This window comes from Streptomyces sp. NPDC088254 (assembly GCF_044740925.1).
Classification (GTDB): Bacteria; Actinomycetota; Actinomycetes; order Streptomycetales; family Streptomycetaceae; genus Streptomyces.
Genome location: NZ_JBIURQ010000004.1, coordinates 303,146 through 320,796, shown reverse-complemented (window position 1 = coordinate 320,796; position 17,651 = coordinate 303,146). Strand labels below are relative to the sequence as shown.

The window sequence follows — 17,651 nt, the reverse complement described above, 5'->3', positions numbered from 1 at the left end:
TAACGGGCAGCTATGGCAATGGAGTTGGGGGGCGGTGGGCTGGGTACGGCGGACCCTTTCGGCTCGGTCAGCCGAGTTGGCGGCGTATCGCCTTCGCTATTCGTTCTGCGTCCAGGCCGAGTTCGCGCAGGGTGCCGCTGATCGGGGTGGTGAAGCCGGTGAAGTACAGGCCCGGCGCGTCCTTCGGGGCGCGGCCGCCGTGGGTGAGCGGGCGGCCCTGCTCGTCGAGCACGCCGAGGTGCCCCACCAGATCCTCCAGTGCGCGCTCGTACCCGGTCGCGGCGACGACGGCGTCCGCCTCGACGCGGGAGCCGTCGGCGAGGACGACCTTGCCGTCCTCGAAGCCCTCCACGGCGGCCACGATCTCCACCTTCCCGGTGCGCACCGCGTCGATCAGGCCGACGTCCTGCACCGGGATCGCCCCCTGCCTGGCCCGGGAGTAGAGCCCGGTGTCGGGGCGCGGCAGCCCGTGCGCCGACAGGTCCGGGACGCTCGCCTTCGCCATCACCCGGCAGAGCCGGTCCACCAGCCCCACCGGCAGCCGGCGCACGAGGATGCCGCTGTACTGGGCGGCCCAGCCGGCCGTGGACCGGCGCACGATGTGCGGGACGGTCCGCACGGCCAGCCGCACCCGCGCAGCGCCGCGCTCCACGAGGTCGACGGCGATCTCGGCACCCGTGTTGCCGACGCCGACGACGAGGACGTCCCGGCCGGCGTACGGGACGCCGTCGCGGTAGGCGGACGCGTGGACGAGCTCGCCGGGGTAGTCCTCCAGACCGGGCCAGTCGGGCAGGGACGGGGTGTGGTTGTAGCCGGTGGCGACGACGACCGCCGCCCCGGTCAGCTCCCGTCCGCCGGAGGCGCGCAGCAGCCAGCCGGTCCCGTCGGGGGAGCGCTCGACGCGGGAGACCTCGACGCCGGTGACGAGTTCCAGGTCGTGGTGTTCGGCGTACTTCTCGAGGTAGTGCACCACGTCGTCCCGGGCGACCCAGCGTCCGAACCGGCGCGGCATCGCCAGGCCCGGCAGCGCCGACAGCCGCCGGGTGGTGTGCAGATGCAGCCGGTCGTAGTGCCGGCGCCAGGACGTGCCGACCCGGTCCGCCTTCTCCACGACGACCGCGCGTATCCCCCGCGTCCGCAGCGCGTACGCGGCGGCGAGCCCGCCGGGGCCGCCGCCGATGACGTAGACGGGGCGCTCGGCGGGGTTCCCGGAATCGCCGCCGGAAGCGTTTGCGGTGGGGTGCTCGAGTGGTGCGGAGTCGGCCATGAGCGGGAGCGTAATCACGTAAAACGTTGATGGGTCTCGGTCAAGACCGGAATTGGTTGCGGATCGATCACGCTTGGGGGAGGTCTGCGCGAAGCGTGTGCCGCGGGCCGTCCGTTCATGGACGTGATGTGGTGACGCGGGCGCTTCCGCGGCCTTCCCCGCGCTCCTGAGCTGACGTACCGTCAGATTCATGGACACGATCTGGCTCACCGGTGCGCAATGGCTGGCCGTGCTGCGGATCGGGCTCGGCCTGTGGTGGCTGGAGAGCTGGCGGCACAAGGACAAAAAGGGCTGGTTCGAGCGCGGCACGGGTATCGCGTGGGCGGCGGACGTCGCGGCCCGGCATCGCTGGAGCGCCGTACGGTCGGGCTTCCGGAGGGTGGTGGCCCCGAGGCCGCGGGCGATGGCGTACGTGGTCGTCTACGCGGAACTGGCACTCGGGCTCGGTCTCGTCGCCGGTTTCCTGACCCCGGTCGCACTGGCGGGCGGGCTGCTGCTCAACCTCCTCTACTTCACCCTCATGATCCACGACTGGGCGGAGCAGGGGCAGAACGCGATGATGGCGCTGATCTCGGCGGTGGCGCTGTTCGCGATGGCATGGCAGACGTGGTCGCTGGACAGCGCGCTGGGGTGGTTCTGAGATGGGCGCGGCGGGCGAGGGCCGGTACGACGTCCCCGACGCCGACGCCTTCACGCGCGCGTACTGGGACGCGGCGGCGCGGGGACGGATGCTGATCCGCCGCTGTGCGGTCTGCGCGCGGGCTCACCACTACCCGCGGGAGTTCTGCCCGTACTGCTGGAGCGACGACGTGAACTGGGAGGACGCGAGCGGCCGGGCGACCCTCTACACCTGGTCCGTCGTCCACCGCAACGACCTGCCGCCCTTCGGGGAGCGGACGCCGTACGTCGCGGCGGTGGTCGATCTGGCGGAGGGGCCGCGGATGGCCACGGAGATCGTCGGCCCGGGGGAGCTGTCCGCCGGGGCGGAGCTGGAGGTGGCCTTCAGGGAGGGCGTGCCGGTGTTCCGCCGTACGGACGGCGGCCCTCCTGGCGCGGACGGTCGAGCGGGCGCTGCGGACGGTCGTGCGGGAGCCCCGGACGGGCCTGCGGGGGCTCCGGACGCTCCCGGTGTTCAATGACCGGATGACCGAGATACGTGTGCCGCGCTCCGTCCTGCCCGCATCCGGCCTCCGGGGTCACGGCCTCCTCCTGCGCGCCTGGGACCCGGACGCCGAGGCCGATGTGGACGCCTGGCTGCGCGGTCACCAGGACCCCGAGTTCCTGCGCTGGAACACACCGCTGCGGGACGTCACGGACGCCGGGGACGCCCGGAAGTCGCTGCGCTCGAAGGCCGCGCAGGCGGTGGCCGGGACCGGCGCGGCCTTCTGCGTCACGGACGCCGGTGACGGGACGGTCCTCGGGCAGATCGGGCTGAACTCCCTCGACACCGTGCAGAGCGTCGCCAACGTCGGCTACTGGGTGCTGCCCGAGGCGCGAGGCCGCCAGGTGGCCACCCGCTCCCTGCGGCTGATGGCGAGCTGGGCGTTCGGGGAACTCGGCCTGCACCGGTTGGAGTTGGGTCATGCCGTAGGGCATGAAGCGTCCTGCCGGGTCGCTGAGCGGTGCGGCTTCCGGTACGAGGGGACCCTGCGCGGGGCGATGTGGGAGGCGGGCCGCAGGGACGCCTGGCGTGACGTCCACCGCCACGGCCGCCTGTCGACCGACCCGGAGTAACTCCCTTATAAGTTCCTGATGTTGACCGGGGCACTCTGTGATCGACGCGTTGTCATCAGGGGGGAAGCGCGATGCGTGAGCTGGAAGTGTCCTCAAGAGAACCCGAGACGGTCGGGTTCCGCCGGATCGGCTGGTCGGCGGCGGCCGCTTGCGGCTTGGCCGCTCTGGTGCACGTCGGTACGGCGGGTCTGCTGATCGGCGGCCTGCTGCTCGTCGTTCTCGGCTGGAGCACCGTGGTGCAGCCGCTGATCGGCTTGCTGATGATCGGGCTCGCCGTCCAGGTGCGGCCCCGCTTCAGCAGGCCCAGACCCGACCTGCCCACGCTCGGACGGGACGACGCGCCGTCCCTGTTCGCCTTGCTGGACTCGATCGCGGACGCCGCCCGGGCGCGGCACATCGACATCGTCCAGCTCAGCGGGAACTTCGCCGTACGGCTCTCTCTCACGGGCGTCCGGCGCAGGCCGTGCCTGGAGTTGGGCCTGCCGCTGTGGCAGACGTTCACCCCGCAGCAGCGCGTCGCCGCCGTCGCCCACGAGGTGGGCCACTTCGCGGCGGGCGACATCCGGCGCGGCACCCTGGTCGGCACGGCTCTCAGCTCGCTGGCGGGTGGTGCGGACCTGACGCAGAGTCGCCCCGAAGGGACTCATTCCGGTGTCGCTCTGTCCCCCACCTCTCGGTATGCGGACGAGGCTACGACCGCGGTGAACAGGTTCAAGGCCCGCGGTCGCACGAACAACTGGATCATGTGGTTGCCCGGCCTGCTGGTGCGGGGCACGGCGCGGCTGCTGACCCGGCTCACCCGGTCCGGCTCGCTGCACGTCGAGTTCCAGGCCGACGAGGTCGCCGCCCGGATAGCGTCCACCCGGGCGGTGGACTCCGTCCTGCGCGACCGGCGACTGGCCGATGCCGTCGGCTTCGAGGTGCACCGGCTGGCGGTGACGGCCCGCACGTTCGGCCACGGTAAGGCCGCGAGCACCGAGCGGGAGTTCTGGGACCGGGTCGCGGCGCACGCCCGTGCGCTGCCCCACCGCACGGGAGACGGCCCCGAGAGCCCCCTCCACGCCGACCCCGAGCAGCCCGCCCACCGCCGGGGCGAGGACTGCGCCCCCGTACCCGAACCCCAGCGCCTGGCCCGCCTCTCCCGCACCGAGGCCCAGCCGGCGACGATCACACTCGACCCCCGCCTGGCAGGGACGATCGCCGAGGAACTGTCCGCCCCGGGAAGCCTGTTGGCGAGAAAGATCATCCGCGACTGTGTCACCCGGTGACGTTCCCCTCTCGCAGCTGAAGGTCAACTGGTCTGATCAGCAGGGGCGTTAAGGTCTCCACCCGTGACCGAACCGACCTACCTGCAAGCCACTCGCGCGGCCTACGACACCGTCGCCGTCGACTACGCCGAGCTCGTCCCGCCGCTGTTCGAGGACGACCTGTACGGCCGCGCGATGATCAGCACGTTCGCCCGGCTCACGCGGTCCCTCGACGCCGGACCGGTCGCCGACCTCGGCTGCGGGCCCGGCCATGTGACGGCGCACCTCCAGTCGCTCGGGGTGACCGCGTTCGGCGTCGACCTGTCCCCGAAGACGGTCGCGGTCGCCCGCCGCAGACATCCGGACCTGCGGTTCGACGAAGGGTCGATGACCGACCTGGACCTGGCGGACGGCAGTCTCGGCGGCGTCATCGCCTGGTACTCCATCGTGCACACGCCTCCGGAGCTGCTGCCGGTGGTGTTCGCCGAGTTCCACCGCGTACTGGCTCCGGGCGGTCATCTGCTGCTCGCCTTCAAGGCCGGCGACAGGCTCCGGCACCTGGAGAACGCCTACGGCCACGACCTGTCCCTGGACGTCTACTGGGTCTCCCCGGACCACATCACCGACCTGCTGACCCGGGCCGGACTGCCAGTGGAAGCCCGCCTGATCCGCGAACCGAACGCCCAGGAAAAACCCCGCCAGGGCCAACAGGCATACCTCCTGGCCCAAAAGCCGACCCAACCGGCGACGAGAGCCGACGACTCCGTCACGTGACCCGGGCGGCCCGGTCGGTAGAGAAGTGCGCAGGCGCCCCGCCCGCCGCACGAAAGACCCCGCCCCCGCCGCTCGGAAGCGGCGGGGGCGGGGCCTGTGAGAGGAGTGTTACGGGCCGTCGGTCAGAGGTAGTAGCCGAACAGGTCCGCGATCACGTGGGCGCTGCCGGCGTTCGGGCGGAAGTCGATCTTTCCGTTGACGACCGGCACGGTCACCAGGTTGGCCACGGTCTGGCCGGCGGTCCAGTTGAGGTTGGACGCGTTCGGCAGGGTGGTTCCGTCGGGCCAGACGGTCAGGAAGCCGTTGGTCGTCGGGGCGGTGACGGTCACGTTGAGGACCACGGCCTTGGCCTTCGCCAGGGTGTGGCCGTCGTTGATGTTCAGCACCAGGTTGGTGCCGCCGGGAATCGGCGTGTTGCGGGCCGTGCCGAGGGCGTACCGGGTGTCGAGCAGTCGGCTCGGGCCCGCGGTGTGGAAGGACGAGCCTTCCGGCGCGGACGAGAAGTAGCCGAAGACGTCCGCGATGAAGTGCACGGTGCCGGTGCCGGCGTTGTACAGGTTCACCTTGCCGTCGGGGCCGATGGGCAGGACGACCATGTTCGGACGGGTCTGGCCCTTGAGCCAGTTGATGTTCGACGCGGTCGGCTGGGCAGCACCGCTCGGGTACGCGATCAGGTGACCGGTCGAGGTCGGCGCGGTCGCCGTGACGTTGAGGACCACGGCGGTGGCACCCGAGGCCGGGACGCCGCCGGCGCCCGCGACCTGGAGGGACACCGTGCCCTTGCCGGCGACCGGGGTCTTGCCCGGGACGCCGATGGCATTACGGGTGTCGAGGATCCGGGCCGGGCCCTTGGCCAGGTAGGTGCTGCCGCCGGCCTCGGTGGAGTAGTAACCGGACACGTCGGCGATGAAGTGCGTGGTGCCGCCGCCGGCGTTGAAGAGGTCGATCGAGCCGTCCTTGCCGACCGGCACGGTCACCAGGTTCGGGACGATCTGGCCCTTCAGCCAGTTCATGTTGGACGAGGACGGGCGGGTGGTGCCGCTCGGGTAGGCGATCAGGAAACCGGACGCGGTCGGCGAGACGGCCGTGACGTTGACGACGACGGCGGTGACGCCGGTCGCCGGGACGCCGCCGACGCCCGCCACCTTCAGCTTGACGGTGCCGTTCGCGGCGACCGGGGTGGTGCCGGCGCGGCCGATGCCGTAGCGGGTGTCGAGGACACGGGCCGGGGTCAGCGCGTTGAACGTGCTGGCCGGGGAGGCCGGGACGGCCTGGCACAGACCCTTGACGATCTCGCGGCCGTTCGGGGAGCCGAGGCCGGTCGCGAGGTCGTAGCCGGTGCCGGCCTGGTACGAACCGCTGAAGTTGCCGGACGCCGTCACGTTGTTGTTGCCGGTGGTGACGTCACGGAACGCGGTGCCCGGGAGCTGGTACAGCGCGGAATGGACGTAGCCGACCGAGCCGTTGGCCTGGCAGGCGAGGTCCTGGTCGGCCTGCGCCATCAGCGCGGCCCACACCGGAGCGGCGCCGCTGGTGCCGCCGATGATGTTCCAGTACTGGGTGCCGTCGTCGTCGTGACCGAAGGCGACCGGGTAGCCGGTGGCCGGGTCGCCGACGCCGGAGACGTCCGGAACCTGACGGCAGACCTTGCCCTCGCCGGCGCCGCAGGCGTTGCTGTAACCGGCCCCGGTGCGGTTCTGGAAGCCGTCGTTCGCCAGCTGGATGCGCCGGGAGACACCGCCGCCCGAGCCGTTCCAGGTGGTCTGGTTGGTGACCGCGGTCCGCATGGTCGTGCCGCCGACGCCGAGGACGTACGGCGAGCTGGCCGGGTTGTCGGTGACCAGCTGGTTCGCGTTCGGCGCGGCGTAGTTGGGGCTGTAGCAGCCGGTGGAGCCGCTGTCGCCGGAGGCGGCGACGACGGTCTGGCCCTGGGCGGCCGCCTGCTGGAAGATCAGGTTCTCGGCGTCGAGGACCTCGTTCGGGGTGTTCAGCTCACAGCTGCCCCAGCTGACCGAGACGACCTTCGCGCGGTTCTCGTTGACGATCCGGCGGAAGGTCTCGGTGCCCTGGTCCCAGGTGTTCTCGCCCTGGTAGACGAGGATCTTGGACTGCGGGGCGAGGCCGACGATGGTCTCGACGTCCAGCGCGGTCTCCAGGCCGACACCGGTGTACAGGTCGGCCGGCTCCTGGGGACCGCGGCCCACCCGCACCGAGCTGACCGGCACCTTCGTGCCGTGGCACGCCTGGTAGCTGTTGATGTCCCGCAGGTCGTAATTCTCCAGCGAGTAGACGGCGATGGTGGTGCCCGTCTGCACGTTGGGCTGGTCCGCCATGTTGTAGGCCGAGGCCAGCGACTTGGCGCTCCAGTAGTCCTGCTTGTCGTAGGCCGGCTGGGAGCCGCCGTCGGTCGACGCGTACAGGTCCCTGATGGACGTGCACATCGTCGGCGTGGTGCCGGTCAGCCGGGACTGACGGGCGCCGTCGCTCGTCACCGCGGTCCGCTGCTTGCGGGCCGCGCTCTTCGCGCCGGTGTTGCGCGGCTCGTACGAGGCGAGCGTGCTCAGGCCGACCACACCGCGGACGTCGTCCGCGACCGCGCCGTCGAACTGCGGGGCGCGGGTGTTGGTGAGGCCGGTGTCGCCGTCCTTCAGCTTGTAGCCGTCGAACTCGGTGGAGAAGGCCTTGGACGCCTCGGCGACCGTCGTGCGCACCGGCAGGGTGAGCCCGTCGGAGCCCAGCTCGCCCACCGTGAGGCCCTTGTCCTCCAGCTCGGCGCGGACCTTCTCGACGGTCTGCGGCAGCGCGCCGAAGACCTTCGCGAACTCGCCCGTGCCGAGGTAGCGGCGGTAGTTCGGCGACTTGGGGTCGGACACCTCGGCGACGAAACGGCTCAGCGCCGCCGGGTCGCGGGGCTCCAGGACGACGCTCAGGTCGAGCGACTCCCCGGCCGCCGGGTCCGCCGCGCGGACGGCACCCTGCGGGATCTTCGGCGCGGAACCGACCCGCTGCGGGGCCGGCTCGTCGTTCGTGGTCGCGTACGACAACGGGGTCATGGTCGCGGTCACGGCCAGGGCGGCGACGGTCGCCGCACTCCACCTGAACGCCTTCTCACGGGCGGTTCGGCCCATGCACACTCCTTCTCGCGGTCCCTGTCGCCCGGTCAGGGCGCGGGCGGGTGAGACCGCGGAGGGGGCGCGTCCGTGCGGACGTGCGCGCGGAACTGCGCGCACGCGGGCACGGCGAAAGCGTGAAGAGTCGGTTCACTGGGTCCGGGCACGACGAGCCCGGACAGGACGACCTACGTGAGCCCCCCCGGCGGTGTCACCGCTCCCACGCGGCGGACGACAGCCAGAAGTGAATCTTTACGCGTCGTCAGGGCGACCGCTACGAGCGGGGAGTGGTTTTTATCTGACCGTGATCAGACAAACTGGAACATCCGTGGACATTGATCGTCTCTTGTGGTCAAGGCCACAGCAGTTCCCTGACCCAGGACGCGTCCTCGCGGCCCGTGTCACCCTCCTGGGCCGCGCCCTCCCGCCGGTACCTGAGCCGCAGGTGCCGCCGACGCGCGTCCCCCTGGAAGAACTCCGCCTCCGCGGGCCGCAGCCGGTACAGCGTCCAGGTCGGCGAGGGGGCGTCCGGCTCACGGCGGGCCCGCTCCCAGGCCGCCTCCGACTCTCTCGCCAGCTCCTCGGGCGACGCCAGGACCTCGCTCTGCCGGCCCGTCAGCGCGGCGGCCAGCGCACCCGTCGAGCGGGCGTGCAGATCCGCCTGGGACTCGGCGGAGGGCGACGCCGCGACCGGGCCGCGCAGCCGGACCTGACGGCCCAGGACGGGCCAGTAGAAGGTGAGCGCCGCGCAGGGGCGGGCGGCGAGGGAGCGGCCCTTCCTGCTCGTCGCGTGACTGGCGAAGGACCAGCCGTCGGCGTCGGCGCCGTGCAGCATGACGATCCGGGCGTCCGGCAGTCCCTCCTCGTCGACGGTCGAGAGGGTCATGGTGTGCGGCTCCCGCTCGCCCGCCGCCGCCACCTCGCCGAACCACGTCGTGAACAGCGTGAGCGGATCGGCGGGCGCCGCCCCGGGGTCGAAGGCCGGCAGCTCGGTCACCTCCGGGTCCCACACCCGCAGCGACCTCAGCAGCTCGTGAAGATCCGTTGCCATGCCGCGAGTATCGCCCGTGCGCTACCGAAGGGGTGCGCGTCCGGGCCGGGCCGGTTCTCACTCCCGGCCCAGGACCACCGTCCCCGAGGAGCAGAACCATCCGCCGGTCCCCGAGGCCACGCCCAGGCGGGGCAGGCCGCCGTCCCGCCCGCGCACCTGCCGCGCCCCCGCCTCGCCGCGCAGCTGCCGTACCGCCTCCACCAGCAGGAACAGACCGCGCATCCCCGGGTGCTGGGCCGACAGGCCGCCGCCGTCGGTGTTGACCGGCAGCTCCCCGCCCTCGACCCTGAGCCGGCCCTTCTCCACGAACGCCCCGCCCTCGCCCTTCCCGCAGAAACCGAGGTCCTCCAGGGTCACCAGCGTCATGTAGGTGAACGCGTCGTAGATCTGCGCGAAGTCCATCTCCGCCGGCCCCACCCCGGCCCGCTCGAAGGCGAGTCGCCCGCTGACCGCCGCCGGGGAGACGGTGAAGTCGTCCCACTCCGTCATGCTCGCGTGCGAGACGTGCTCGCCGGCGCCGAGGATCCAGACGGGGGCGGTGCGGCAGTCCCGTACGTACTCCTCGGCGGCCAGCAGGACCGCCGCGCCCCCGTCGGAGCGCAGGCAGCAGTGCAGCTTGGTGAACGGGTCGGCGATCATCGGGCCGGACAGGACGTCGTCCACGGAGACCGGGGTGCGGAACATCGCGTCGGGGTTGAGGGCCGCGTTGGCGCGGGCCTGGACGGCGACTTCGGCCAACTGCTCGATGGTCGTGCCGTGTTCCAGCATGTGGCGGCGCGCGGCCATCGCGTACTTGGCGATCAGGGTGTGGCCGTAGGGGACTTCGAACTGGAGCGGGCCGCGGGTGCCGAACGCGAACGTGCCGGTCCGCCGGCCCGCCCGGATGTCGGCGCGGGCGGTGGAGCCGTAGGCGAGCAGGACGGCGTTCGCGTGCCCGGTCGCGATCGCGTCGGCGGCATGGGCGGCCATGACCTCCCAGGTGGAGCCGCCGACGGAGGTGGAGTCGACCCAGGTGGGCCGCAGGCCCAGGTAGTCGGCCACCTCGACGGGCGCGAGGGCGCCGAGGCCCGCGGAGGCGAAGCCGTCGACGTGGGCGCGGTCCAGTCCCGCGTCCGCGAGCGCGCGGCGGGCCGCCTGGGCGTGCAGGGCGTACGGGGTCGCGTCGTCCACCCGGCCGCAGTCGGAGAGGGCCGCGCCGACCACGGCGACCCTGCGAGAGCTGACGGTCACCATGAATCTGACGGTACATCAGAAACGTACGTCAGGGCAGGCGTCGTCGCTCTGGGCATCCCCGGCCGCCCGCCCTAATATGACGCTCCGTCAAATCCGGAGCGGTCCGGACAGGGGCGTCCGGAGGGGGCGTTCCGGAGGGGAGTGCCGCCCATGGACCCCAGCTTCACCGCCGAACAGGACGAGATCCGCCGCACCCTGCGGGAACTGCTCTGCAAACGCTGCGGCCCCCATGAGCTGCGGGCCGCCCTCGATGCCCCCGCCGGCCACGACCCCGCCCTGTGGGCCGCCCTCGCCGACCAGCTCGGCCTGCCCGGCCTCGCCCTCCCGGAGGAGTACGGCGGCGTCGGCTGCCCGGTCACCGACCTCGCGCTCGCCTGCGAGGAGACCGGCCGTGCCCTCGCCCCCTCCCCGCTCCTCGCCACCTCCGTCCTCACCGCCCCGCTGATCCTCGCCCTCGGCGACGACGCCCAGCGGGCCGCCCTCCTCCCGCGTCTCGCCTCCGGCGACCTCACCGCCGCCCTCGCCGTCCCCGGCCCCGCCCTGGCCACCGCCCTCGGGCTGACCGGCGGCAACGACGGCGACTGGGCCGGCGGCGGACGCGCGGGCGGCGTCCAGGCCCGCCGGACGGCAAGCGGCCGGGACGGCGGCGGACGGGACGGCGGCGCGGGCTGGCGGCTGTACGGGGAGGCGGCGCAGATCCTCGACGGGCACAGCGCCGGCCTGCTGCTCGTCGCCGCCCGCACGGGCGGATACGTCCGCTCCCGCACCCTCCTCTTCCTCGTCCCCGGGGACGCCCCCGGCCTCGTCCGCACCCGGCAGACCGCGCTGGACGCGACCCGGCCGCTGGGGCGCGTCCAACTGCGTGACGTGGAAGCGGAGTTACTGGGAGACGGAGACGGGGAGCAGGTGCTGCGGGCCCTCCTGCGGCTCGGCGACCAGGCCGCCGCCGTCCTCGCCTGCGAGGCCGCCGGGGCCGCCGGCCGCGCGCTGGAGCGCACCGTCGAGTACGTCGGGCAGCGCGAGCAGTTCGGCCGGGCCGTCGGCTCCTTCCAGGCCGTCCAGCACCGCCTGGCCGACGTCCACGTCCAGGTCCAGGCCGCCCGCTCCGCCGCCTACTACGCCGCCTGGGCGACGCCCCGGGGCGAGCGGGTCGGCGGGCTCGCCCTGGCCCAGGCCCTCAAGGCCCAGCGCAGCGCCGCCGCGGAAGCCGTCCAGCTGCACGGCGGCATCGGTTTCACCTGGGAGCACGACGCCCACCTTTACTTCAAGCGGGCCGCGGGCGACGACCTGCTCTTCGGCCCGGCGCACCGGCTGCGCGCCCGCGCCGCCGAAGAGGCCCGCGTCTTCGGGCGAACGGAGGTGACGGCGTGATCGGCGTACGTCTCGTGCAGAAGATGTCCTCGGCCCCGGCCTTCGCCAAGGTCGCGCCCCATGTCATTCCCGCCCTGGACCGTGCCGTCCACCGGCTCACCCGGGGAAAGGTGCTGCTCAGCGCGCAGATGCTGCCCGGGGTCGTCCTCACCGCCACCGGCGCGCGCAGCGGGCGGCCCCGCCGGACGCCCCTCGCCTGCGTGCCCGAGGAGGGCGGCCGGAGCTGGCTGCTGGTCGGCTCCAACTTCGGCAGGCCCGGCCACCCCGCCTGGACCGCCAACCTCCTCGCCCACCCCGACGCCGAGATCAGCTTCAAGGGCGCCGACCTCCCCGTGACGGCCCGCCTGCTGACGGGGGAGGAGCGGGCGGCGGCCTGGCGGGCGGCGCTGGCGTTCTGGCCGCCGTACGCGACGTACCAGGCGCGGGTGGAACGCGAGATCCGCCTCTTCCGGATCACCCTCAGGGACGTCCCGGGCGCCCCGTAGGGGGTGCTCAGAAGGCGTGCTGGAGCAGCAGGAACGCCCCGATCCCCAGCATCGCCGCCCCCGAGGTGCGGGTGACCGCGCGGGCTGCGGCCGGGCGGGCCCCGAGCAGTGTGCGGGCCAGGACGCCCACCGTCAGGTAGACGGCGGCGCAGCACGCCATGTGCAGGACTCCGAGGACCGCGGTCTGCGCCGGCACCGGCAGGGCCGCGTCCCGGGTGACGAGGAACTGGGGCAGCACCGACAGGTAGAGCAGCAGGCCCTTGGGATTCAGGCCGCTGATCGCCGCCCCGCGCAGGAAGACCCGCCGTCCGCCCTCAGTGGCGGGTGCTTCTCCCGCCTCCGGCACCGCGGGCCGGCGCAGCACGCTCCACCCCAGCCACACGAGGTAGCCCGCGCCCGCGACCGTCAGCGCGGTGAGCAGCGCCGGCGAGCCCGCCACCAGCACCGCCAGGCCCGCTGCGGCCAGAGCGGTGTGCAGGGCGTAGCCGCCGACCAGGCCGCCCACGGCGGCGGCGACCGAGCGGCCGCGCAGCCCGGCGGCGATCACGTACGCCCAGTCCGCGCCCGGCACGCACACCAGCAGCAGGTCGACGAGGAGGAAGGAGAGCAGGATTCCCGAGTCCATGCAGGGGACAATAGTGGCGATACGGGCGAAGGTGTTTCCGTTGTTTTCCCAGCAAGCGCGTGCTTGAAGAAAGATCTGCCCCATGGACGACGTCGACCGGAAGATTCTTGCCGAGCTGCAGCAGGATGGGCGGCTGACCGTGACGGAGCTGGCCGCGCGGGTGCGGCTGAGCGTCTCGCCCTGCCACCGGCGGCTGCGGGAGCTGGAGCGGTCGGGGGCGATCAGCCGGTACCGCGCGGTGGTGGAGCCGGCCGCGGTGGGGCTGAGCTTCGAGGCGCTGGTCTTCGTCTCGATGCGGCAGGAGGACCGGGACACCGTCGCCGAGTTCGAGCGGGCCGTCGGCGAGGTGGAACACGTCCTGGACGCGCAGCGGCTGTTCGGCGAGCCGGACTACCTGCTCCGGGTGGCCACCGCCGACCTCGCGGCCTTCCAGCGGCTGTACGACGAGCGGCTGGCGACCCTGCCGGGGGTGCAGCGGCTGACGTCCACGCTCGTGATGAAGCACGTCGTGAAGGACCGCCCGCTGCCGGCGTGAACAAGGCGCCCGCGCGCACTTTCGCACACCTTCGAGCCGGGCGCCGGTGAGGACCGCACAGGACCGCACATCCTCCTCACACGGCCGCAGGCGGTGGCCCACCGGGGTGGACCACCGCCTGCGTGACAGGACTCGGGGCATCGATGCGGGAGTGCTACAAGGGCGCTACTTCGTCGGCTTCTTGCCGGTGATGCCCAGGTGCACCAACAGGGCCAGGTTCGGCTTGAGTTCGGCCTGCTTGACGCCCCAGCTCTGGAAACCCTTCTGGTGCGAGGCGACCGCCGCGAGCATCGCGACGATCGAACCCGCGATCGCGGCCGGGTTCACGTCCTTGTCGACTCGCCCCTTGGCCTGCAACTCGGCGACGGCGTCCGAAAGGGAGTTGTTCACCGAGTTGAGGATCTTCATACGCAGTTTGTAGAAGCGTTTGTCGCCTTCGGCCGCACCGAGGTCGACGACGCGCAGGATGGCGTCGTTCTTCCGCCAGAACTCCAGGAAGCCGTCGACGAGTTCCTGGGCCGTCTGCCAGCCCGCCTTGCCGACCCAGGACCGTCCTTCGAGCAGCTCGGTCAACCCGGCTCCCTCGGCGGCCACTTGCTCGGCGATCTCGAGGACGGCGCCCTCGACGTCGGGGAAGTACTGGTAGAACGTCGCGGGCGAAGTGCCCGCCCTCCGGGCGACGTCGATGACCTTGACGTCCCGGTAGGGGGAGGAGCTGAGCATCTCGCTGAGGCAGTCGAGCAGCTTCTGCCGCGTCGCCTGCCCGCGCCGACCGGCCACGCGGCCGTCGACGGTACGCACTTGTCCTGTCATGCCGTCAGCTTACCGAGGGGTGATCGGAGCGCTATTCGGCCGACTGCAAATGGGGTGCGAGGGGGTGCGGGGGCGGGTGTGCCTGGTCTGCGGCCCGCGGACGGCGCGGTTAGTTTGGCAGCATGGCCGAAAACAGGGCATCGGTGGACGCGGCGGGCGTCACGGAGGGCGTCCCCTGCTGGGTGGACGCGCAGCTTCCCGACGTGGGCGCGGGCAAGCGGTTCTACGGTGAGCTGTTCGGGTGGGGGTTCCAGGAGCCCGGTACGGCGTACGGCGCCACCGTGTGGGCCCGGCTGGACGGCGAGCCCGTCGCCGGTCTCGCGCACAAGACGGACGGCCGTATGCCCACTGTGTGGACGGTGTACTTCGCGACGCCGGACGCCGGGGCCACCGTCCGCCGGGTGCAGGCGGCCGGCGGGCAGGTGATCATGGCGCCCTACCCGGTCGACGGCCTGGGCCGGGCCGCCCTCGCCGCCGACCCGGAGGGCGCAGTCTTCGGCCTGTGGCAGCCCGGCGTCCACCGAGGGTTCGGTGTCCGGCGCCGGCCCGGCGCGTTCGCCTGGGCGCAGCTGTACGCCCGTGACACCGGGACGGCCAACACCTTCTACGGGCACCTCTTCCACGAGGCGTTGTTCGGGTCCGGCGCGGAACCCGACTTCGGGCGGGCGCCGGTCACCGACGTGTTCCCCGAGATGATGCCGCCGCACTTCCTCGTCCACTTCGGCGTGGAGGACTGCGAGGCGGCTCTCGGCGCGGTGACCCGGCTCGGCGGCCGGGTGCAGGCGGGGCCGTTCACAGCTTCGTACGGAACGGTGGCCGTCGTCACCGACAATCAAGGGGCGTCGTTCGCGGTTCTGGAGCGCTGAGCTGTAGCTTTTGCCCCGGAATGGCGTTGGACACCCCGTTTGTCGCCGGGTTCGCAACCGGTGGCCGGGCCAGGAAGAATCGGGGTGCGTGCCGCCACGGCGGTGCGGTGGTGAGACGCTGCACGGGGCCGCGTACACAAATGGGCTGCACGGGGTCGCGTACACACACGGGTGGCGTGGCTCGTACGGGGAGGTGGCAGGCAAGTGGTGGATCAGCTGACGCAGCACGATCCGCGGCGGATCGGGCCGTTCGAGGTGCTGGGACGGCTGGGGGCCGGCGGCATGGGGCTGGTCTATCTCGCGCGGTCGGCCTCGGGCCGGCGCGTGGCGATCAAGACGGTCCGGACCGAGCTCGCCGAGGACCAGCTCTTCCGCGTGCGTTTCACGCGCGAGGTGGAGGCGGCGCGGGCGGTCTCCGGCTTCTACACGGCCGCCGTCGTCGACGCCGATCCGCGCGCTGCCGTGCCCTGGCTGGCCACCGCCTACGTTCCCGCGCCCTCCCTCGAGGAGATAGTGAACGAGTGCGGGCCGCTGCCGGCCCAGGCGGTGCGCTGGCTGGCCGCGGGCGTCGCCGAGGCGCTGCAGTCCATCCACGGCGCCGGACTCGTGCACCGGGACCTGAAGCCGTCCAACGTCCTCGTCGTCGAGGACGGCCCCCGGGTGATCGACTTCGGGATCGCCTCCGGAGTGTCGAACACACGTTTGACGATGACGAACGTGGCGGTCGGCACGCCCGCGTACATGTCCCCCGAGCAGGCGAAGGACTCACGCAGCGTCACCGGCGCGAGCGATGTGTTCTCGCTCGGCTCCATGCTGGTCTTCGCGGCCACCGGGCACCCGCCGTTCCACGGGGCGAACCCGGTCGAGACGGTCTTCATGCTGCTGCGCGAGGAGCCCGACCTCGACGGACTCCCGGACGAGCTGCGCCCGCTGATCGACTCCTGTATGCAGATGGACGCCACGGGCCGCCCCAACCCCGCCGACCTCCAGGCCCAGCTCGCCCCGCATCTCTTCGGCTCGGGATCCGACGACAGCGGCACGGCGTCGGCGTGGCTGCCCGAGAAGGCGGTCGCCCTCATCGAGACGCGCCGCGGCGGCCGCCCGGCGAAACCGGCGCCCAGCCCCGCCCGGCCGGCCCTGCCGCCCCCGCCGCCGCCCCCGCACGACCCGGTCGTCCTCTCCCGCCCCGCGACGGCCGCCCCCGGCACCGGCCCGGTCCGGCTGCCGGGCGCCGCCGTGCCGATCGGCCCCGGGCCGCGCGTCGCCGACGTCCGTGCCACCGCCGCCGTCAAGGCGCCCCTGCCCGAGCCCGGCCTGGTCGCCTCCTGGTCGCGGCCCCGCCCCGGCGTCAACGGCGCCGACCCGGCCGCCCTGCCGGCCGCCCCGTCCGCGCCGCCGGAGACCCCGGCCGGCTGGCGTCCCTGGCGTTTCCGCATGTCGAACGATGTGTGGGGCACCCCGTCCGTCGCCGACGACCTCGTCTACGTCACCTCCTTCGAGGTGCACGCGCTGGACGTGGCGACGGGGCGGCGGCGCTTCAAGACGCGGGACGTGGCCTGGTCGACGGCGGTCGCCGACGGCCGCGTCCACGCCTCCGACGGCCCCACCCTGTTCGCCCTCGACGCCCGTGAGGGCACCGACCTGTGGCGGCTGCCGACGGACGGCTGGGTGTACTGCCTGAAGGCCGAACGGGGCACCGTCGTCACCGGCACCCGCGGCGGCGGCGTCCAGGCCTGGGAGGCCTCCACCGGCCAGAAGCTGTGGGAGGTGACCGGCTGCCAGACCGACTTCGAGTCACCGGAGGCCGGCCCCGCCCTGCACGACGGCACCGTCTACGTCTGGCAGGACGCCCGGCTGCGCGCCCTGGACGCCCGCACGGGCGACGAGCGCTGGTCGTACCCCGTCGGCGACATGGCGTCCTGCGGCGGCGTCCCCGTCCGCGTCACGGCCGCCCCCGACGGCCACGTCTACCTCTCCGCCGGCACCCGCGTCCTCGCCGTCGACGTGGCGAGCGGGATGGTGCGCTGGCACTTCGAGGCCCCGGCGGTCTTCCTCTCCCCGCCCACGTTCGTGTCCGGCCCCGCGGTGACCGGCGGCGGCGTGTACCTCGCCGACTACCTCGGCACGGTCTACGCCCTCGACGCCGCCGACGGCCGCGACCGCTGGCGCATCGCCACCGAAGCGCGCTCCTCCATCGACCCGGTGCTGGTCGCCGGCGGCCACGTCCACGTCGGCAGCGGCAAGGGCCTCTACACCCTCGACGCGGTCACCGGCACGCCCAAGTGGCGCTTCCAGGCGGGCGGCGACATCGTGGGCGCCCCCGCGGTCGCCGAGGGCCGCATCCACTTCGGCTCCACCGACCACCTCCTGTACACCCTCAAGGCCGACGACGGCCGCCTGCGCTGGAAACTCGCCACCGGCGGCGAGATCACCGGCTCCCCCGTCGTCCGCGACGGAGTCGTCTACGCCTGCAGCAAAGACCGCTGCGTCTACGCCCTGGACGCGGAGAAGGGCACCGGCACGGCGCGAACGACCTGACC

The 17,651-nt window shown here is 72.8% G+C and carries 15 protein-coding genes and 1 pseudogene; 10 read left to right on the top strand and 6 right to left on the bottom strand.

The features are described 5' to 3' along the window. Window positions 1–67 precede the first annotated feature (67 nt). The gene (locus ACIOC0_RS14435) at window positions 68–1,267 is read right to left on the bottom strand and encodes a flavin-containing monooxygenase (protein ID WP_402155334.1); all 1,200 of its coding nucleotides are present in this window, start codon (window positions 1,265–1,267) and stop codon (window positions 68–70) included. 190 nt (window positions 1,268–1,457) lie between these two features. Between ACIOC0_RS14435 and ACIOC0_RS14430 the strand changes: the two genes are divergently transcribed. From ACIOC0_RS14430 to ACIOC0_RS14410, 5 genes and pseudogenes are all read left to right on the top strand, one after another. Next, complete coding sequence (locus tag ACIOC0_RS14430) at window positions 1,458–1,907, top strand: DoxX family protein (RefSeq protein ID WP_402155333.1); 450 nt, start codon at window positions 1,458–1,460, stop codon at window positions 1,905–1,907. A gap of 1 nt (window position 1,908) precedes the next feature. After that, window positions 1,909–2,301: pseudogene (locus ACIOC0_RS14425) on the top strand (Zn-ribbon domain-containing OB-fold protein); the annotation flags it as partial. 109 nt (window positions 2,302–2,410) lie between these two features. Then, window positions 2,411–3,001, top strand: a complete 591-nt coding sequence (locus ACIOC0_RS14420; RefSeq protein ID WP_402155332.1) for a GNAT family N-acetyltransferase — start codon at window positions 2,411–2,413, stop codon at window positions 2,999–3,001. Window positions 3,002–3,072: 71 nt separating this feature from the next. Continuing rightward, the gene (locus tag ACIOC0_RS14415) at window positions 3,073–4,269 is read left to right on the top strand and encodes a M48 family metalloprotease (protein WP_402155331.1); all 1,197 of its coding nucleotides are present in this window, start codon (window positions 3,073–3,075) and stop codon (window positions 4,267–4,269) included. A 63-nt stretch (window positions 4,270–4,332) separates the two neighbouring features. Further along, window positions 4,333–5,022, top strand: coding sequence for a class I SAM-dependent DNA methyltransferase (locus tag ACIOC0_RS14410; protein WP_402155330.1), 690 nt, complete (start codon window positions 4,333–4,335; stop codon window positions 5,020–5,022). 122 nt (window positions 5,023–5,144) lie between these two features. On the opposite strand, the gene ACIOC0_RS14405 is transcribed toward ACIOC0_RS14410, so the two are convergent. From ACIOC0_RS14405 to ACIOC0_RS14395, 3 genes are all read right to left on the bottom strand, one after another. Beyond that, window positions 5,145–8,150, bottom strand: coding sequence for a protease pro-enzyme activation domain-containing protein (locus ACIOC0_RS14405; RefSeq protein ID WP_402155329.1), 3,006 nt, complete (start codon window positions 8,148–8,150; stop codon window positions 5,145–5,147). 334 nt (window positions 8,151–8,484) lie between these two features. Beyond that, the gene (locus tag ACIOC0_RS14400; protein ID WP_402155328.1) at window positions 8,485–9,183 is read right to left on the bottom strand and encodes a pyridoxal 5'-phosphate synthase; all 699 of its coding nucleotides are present in this window, start codon (window positions 9,181–9,183) and stop codon (window positions 8,485–8,487) included. A gap of 57 nt (window positions 9,184–9,240) precedes the next feature. Beyond that, complete coding sequence (locus ACIOC0_RS14395; RefSeq protein WP_402155327.1) at window positions 9,241–10,416, bottom strand: thiolase C-terminal domain-containing protein; 1,176 nt, start codon at window positions 10,414–10,416, stop codon at window positions 9,241–9,243. A 150-nt stretch (window positions 10,417–10,566) separates the two neighbouring features. On the opposite strand from ACIOC0_RS14395, the gene ACIOC0_RS14390 reads away from it, so the two are divergent. Both ACIOC0_RS14390 and ACIOC0_RS14385 read left to right on the top strand, forming a co-directional pair. Beyond that, window positions 10,567–11,787 carry an acyl-CoA dehydrogenase family protein gene (locus tag ACIOC0_RS14390; RefSeq protein ID WP_402155326.1) on the top strand — a complete coding sequence of 407 codons (1,221 nt, stop codon included), beginning with the start codon at window positions 10,567–10,569 and terminating at the stop codon, window positions 11,785–11,787. Then, complete coding sequence (locus ACIOC0_RS14385; RefSeq protein WP_402155325.1) at window positions 11,784–12,272, top strand: nitroreductase/quinone reductase family protein; 489 nt, start codon at window positions 11,784–11,786, stop codon at window positions 12,270–12,272. The genes ACIOC0_RS14390 and ACIOC0_RS14385 overlap by 4 nt, the downstream gene beginning before the upstream one ends. 7 nt (window positions 12,273–12,279) lie before the next feature. Here ACIOC0_RS14385 and ACIOC0_RS14380 read toward each other — a convergent pair whose 3' ends face one another. Continuing rightward, a complete protein-coding gene (locus ACIOC0_RS14380) occupies window positions 12,280–12,897 on the bottom strand; it encodes a LysE family translocator (protein ID WP_402155324.1) in 618 nt (205 codons plus the stop codon). 82 nt (window positions 12,898–12,979) lie between these two features. Here ACIOC0_RS14380 and ACIOC0_RS14375 point away from each other — a divergent pair, with 82 nt between their 5' ends. Next, window positions 12,980–13,432, top strand: a complete 453-nt coding sequence (locus ACIOC0_RS14375; protein WP_130442156.1) for an Lrp/AsnC family transcriptional regulator — start codon at window positions 12,980–12,982, stop codon at window positions 13,430–13,432. Between the two features lie 165 nt (window positions 13,433–13,597). Here ACIOC0_RS14375 and ACIOC0_RS14370 read toward each other — a convergent pair whose 3' ends face one another. Next, window positions 13,598–14,245, bottom strand: coding sequence for a TetR family transcriptional regulator (locus ACIOC0_RS14370; RefSeq protein WP_402155323.1), 648 nt, complete (start codon window positions 14,243–14,245; stop codon window positions 13,598–13,600). Window positions 14,246–14,367: 122 nt separating this feature from the next. On the opposite strand from ACIOC0_RS14370, the gene ACIOC0_RS14365 reads away from it, so the two are divergent. Continuing rightward, window positions 14,368–15,111: a VOC family protein gene (locus ACIOC0_RS14365; protein WP_402155322.1), complete on the top strand. Its 744-nt coding sequence runs from the start codon at window positions 14,368–14,370 to the stop codon at window positions 15,109–15,111. 204 nt (window positions 15,112–15,315) lie between these two features. Continuing rightward, window positions 15,316–17,649 (top strand): PQQ-binding-like beta-propeller repeat protein, encoded by a 2,334-nt coding sequence (locus tag ACIOC0_RS14360; protein WP_402155321.1) that lies wholly within the window; start codon window positions 15,316–15,318, stop codon window positions 17,647–17,649. Window positions 17,650–17,651: the final 2 nt, after the last annotated feature.